The organism is Pseudomonas sp. 05N434, assembly GCF_056396965.1.
In genome coordinates this window covers 1-3,249 of sequence record NZ_JBFTMK010000565.1, presented here as the reverse complement: position 1 = coordinate 3,249, position 3,249 = coordinate 1, and the positions used below count along the sequence as shown (strand labels likewise).

Annotated in this window: 4 protein-coding genes; 2 read left to right on the top strand and 2 right to left on the bottom strand. The window is 59.5% G+C overall.

Translation table 11 applies throughout. The features are described from left to right. A partial coding sequence (locus AC1DLB_RS25890; RefSeq protein ID WP_477785902.1) for a M20/M25/M40 family metallo-hydrolase occupies window positions 1-399 on the top strand: 399 nt, incomplete at its 5' end. Window positions 400-520: 121 nt separating this feature from the next. Here AC1DLB_RS25890 and AC1DLB_RS25885 read toward each other — a convergent pair. Both AC1DLB_RS25885 and AC1DLB_RS25880 read right to left on the bottom strand, forming a co-directional pair. Beyond that, window positions 521-1,132, bottom strand: a complete 612-nt coding sequence (locus AC1DLB_RS25885; RefSeq protein WP_019582695.1) for a glutathione S-transferase — start codon at window positions 1,130-1,132, stop codon at window positions 521-523. 109 nt (window positions 1,133-1,241) lie between these two features. Continuing rightward, window positions 1,242-2,162, bottom strand: coding sequence for a MurR/RpiR family transcriptional regulator (locus AC1DLB_RS25880; protein WP_477785901.1), 921 nt, complete (start codon window positions 2,160-2,162; stop codon window positions 1,242-1,244). 311 nt (window positions 2,163-2,473) lie between these two features. Between AC1DLB_RS25880 and iolC the strand changes: the two genes are divergently transcribed. Next, window positions 2,474-3,249: 5-dehydro-2-deoxygluconokinase (iolC, locus tag AC1DLB_RS25875; protein ID WP_477785900.1), on the top strand; the 776-nt coding region annotated here is incomplete at its 3' end.

Here is a 3,249-nt window from a genome sequence, read left to right as displayed (position 1 = left end):
GCCACCGCCAAGGCTGATGTGCGGGCGGCGGTGCCGGAAGAATTCGACCGGATCGAAAAGGACCTGGCGCGGGTGTCGAAGGACAAACTGATTGCTGATACGCAAGTCACCACCAGCCTCAAGCGCGGCTTGCCACCGATGCCGCAAACGGCGGAATCGGATCGCTTGATGGCCATGGCTCAAGGCATTTACGGCGAAATTGGCCGCAAGTTGACGGAAGAAGGCAGCGGCGGGGCGGCAGATGCGAGTTTGTCCGCGGGTGTTGGCACGCCGACGCTGGACGGGTTCGGGATTGTCGGCGGCAATATCCACACGCCTGAGGAGTACGCCGAGGTCGAAAGCGTGGCGCCGCGGATTTATTTGCTGTCGCGGATGATTATGGAATTGGCCAAGCAATAAGCCACACTGCCCGCTGATCGACAAACTTCGCAGGCAAGCCTCGCTCCTACAAGTTATGCGCAAAATCCTGTAGGAGCGAGGCTTGCCCGCGAAGACGGCAGTTCAGGCGCAACCCATCCGCCTACTCGATCGGTGTATCGATAAACACCTCAAGCCCTTCGGCATACGCCGTGAACGCGTTGATCAGTGGAAACTGCGCAGCATCCACCTGATCCGGCACCACCAGGTTGGTAAAACTCCAGGCCACCGCCAGGCTAATCCCATCCTGAGCAATCGAGCCATCGGTCTTCAGCGGCTGCTTTTCCAGCTCCCGCTCCAGCGCCGAATACGCTGCCGCCAATTGTCCTTCGACCCGTTTCACCCAAGGCGCGTACTGAATTTCCGCTGGCCGCAGGTTGCGTTCGTAGTAAAGCTGCACCGACTTCTCGCACGCGGCCAACGCCAGGCCGATCAGCCGCAGCGAGCGCAAGCGTTGAACCGGATTGTCGGATATCAGGCTTTTACCCGGAGCGGCCAGGGCTTCGAGGTAATCGATGATCAGCGTTGAATCCATCAACACCTCACCGTCATCCAGCACCAGCGTCGGCGCCTTCACCACCGGGTTGATCTGCTGGAACTGCTCGAAGTGCCTGAACACCGAAACCGACGCGTGTTCCAGCGGGATGCCCAGGCATTTGGCGGAAATGGCGACGCGCCGCACGTAGGGCGAATCCAGCATGCCGATCAGTTTCATTGAGCCTCTCCTTACAGACGGTCCTTGGGGATGGACAACCTTAGCCGAGGTTCAGCGACCTGCAAACGATTTCGCGCTGATCCTCAGGCCTATTGTTCATCCTCGAAGGCTAATCCTCAAAGCCTGCCTGCTCATGAATCTCATCGACCTTCAACTCCAGTCGATAAGCCACGGCGATGAACAGCGCCTGGCACAGGCACAAGGTCGCACTCAACGAGCGGAAGGCAAACGAACTGCCCTCGTTGACCAGCAGCACGGTGTTGGCGCGCTTGGCCAATGGCGAGAGGTTGCTGTCGGTGATGATCAGGGTTTTCGCCTGATGGTGCTGGGCGATGCGCAGGCAGTGCTGGGTTTCCTTGCCATAGGGCGTGAAGCTGATGGCGATCACCAGGTCGTTGGCGCGCACGCTGCGCATCTGCTCGCGGTAACTGCCGCCAAGGCCCGACACCAGGTGGATGCGCTTGTTGGTGTGTTGCAGGTTGTAGACCAGGTAATCGGCCACCGCGAACGAGCGGCGCACCCCGACCACGTAGATGTTGTCGGCATTCACCACCAGGTCCACGGCCTTGTCGAAAGCCTGGTCATCGAGTTCCAGCCCCAATCGTTCGATGCCTGACAGGGTGGCGTTGATGCATTCGCGCRCCAGGTCGCCGCCGCTGGCCTTCTGCGACTTGTTGGCGATCATGCTGCGGATGCGTTGCTGGTAGTTCTGCACCGGCGTGGTCTTGTGGGTGTAGGCCTCGCGAAACAGCGCCTGCATTTCACTGAACCCGCTGAAGCCGAAGCGCTGGGAAAAGCGCACGATGGCCGACGGGTGCACTTCGCACTCGCGGGCGATGTCGCTGATGCGGTCGACCATGATCCGGTCGCTCTGCTGGCTCATGTAACTGGCGATGCGTTTGAGCTGGCGCGGCAGACTTTCGTACTCCTCGGTGATCAGCTGCAACAGACGCTCGGCATTGATCGGAGGGCTGGCGAGATCGCTGTCGGGCGAGCTCTCGGTCGTAGCCGGCTGATCGGTGCGGGACATAAGAAATCCTTCTGGCTTGTTCTTATAGGGATAACGGTTCTCGTCACCCCCTGACAATAGGTTGGCTGTGCGCAGTCTACAGGGTAGGCCGGAATAAAATCTTGAGCTTGCAATCGGCCTGGGGCCTGCTGAAACGATGCACGCTGTCTGGAACGCTTGTATCAAAGTTTATTGGAAAAAATATTCCACGTAAAAAATATATAGAATAAATATTGATTGTTCGGCCCCGGTCGTTTTAGTCTGCATCCACCAAGAGTGTTCGGCGCCTTCATCGCCCCGGACGCAGGCTGATAAAAATAACAGGAGCCAGCATGGGCCAGACTCGTTTTGCCAGTGGGCGTCAATTGGATCTGATTTGCCTCGGACGCCTTGGCGTCGATCTTTATGCGCAACAAGTCGGGGCGCGGCTGGAGGATGTGAGCAGCTTCGCCAAGTACCTGGGCGGTTCGTCCGCCAACATTGCCTTCGGCACCGCGCGACTGGGGCTGAAGTCGGCGATGTTGAGCCGGGTAGGGGACGACCACATGGGCCGTTTCCTCGTTGAATCCCTGGTCCGTGAAGGCTGCGACGTCAGCGGCATCAAGGTCGATCCGGAACGCCTGACCGCCATGGTCCTGCTGGGCCTCAAGGATCGCGAAACCTTTCCCCTGGTGTTCTACCGCGAAAACTGCGCCGACATGGCGTTGCGCGCCGAAGACATCAGCGAAGCCTTTATCGCTTCCAGCAAAGCCCTGCTGATCACTGGCACCCATTTCTCCACCGACGGTGTCTACAAGGCGAGCATTCAGGCGCTGGACTACGCCGAAAAGCACAACGTCAAGCGGGTCCTGGACATCGACTACCGCCCGGTGCTCTGGGGCCTGGCCGGCAAGGCGGACGGCGAAACCCGTTTCGTCGCCGACCAGAACGTCAGCCAGCATGTGCAGAAAATCCTCCCGCGTTTCGACCTGATCGTCGGCACTGAAGAAGAATTCCTGATCGCCGGCGGCGCCGAGGATCTGCTCACCGCGCTGCGCAATGTCCGGCGCCTGAGCGCGGCGACGTTGGTGGTCAAGCTCGGTCCGCAAGGTTGCACGGTGATCCACGG

What these genes read in the sequence shown, in the direction of transcription:
- AC1DLB_RS25885 (WP_019582695.1), bottom strand. Translation starts at nt 1,132, where the DNA reads ATGAAACTGATCGGCATGCTGGATTCGCCCTACGTGCGGCGCGTCGCC.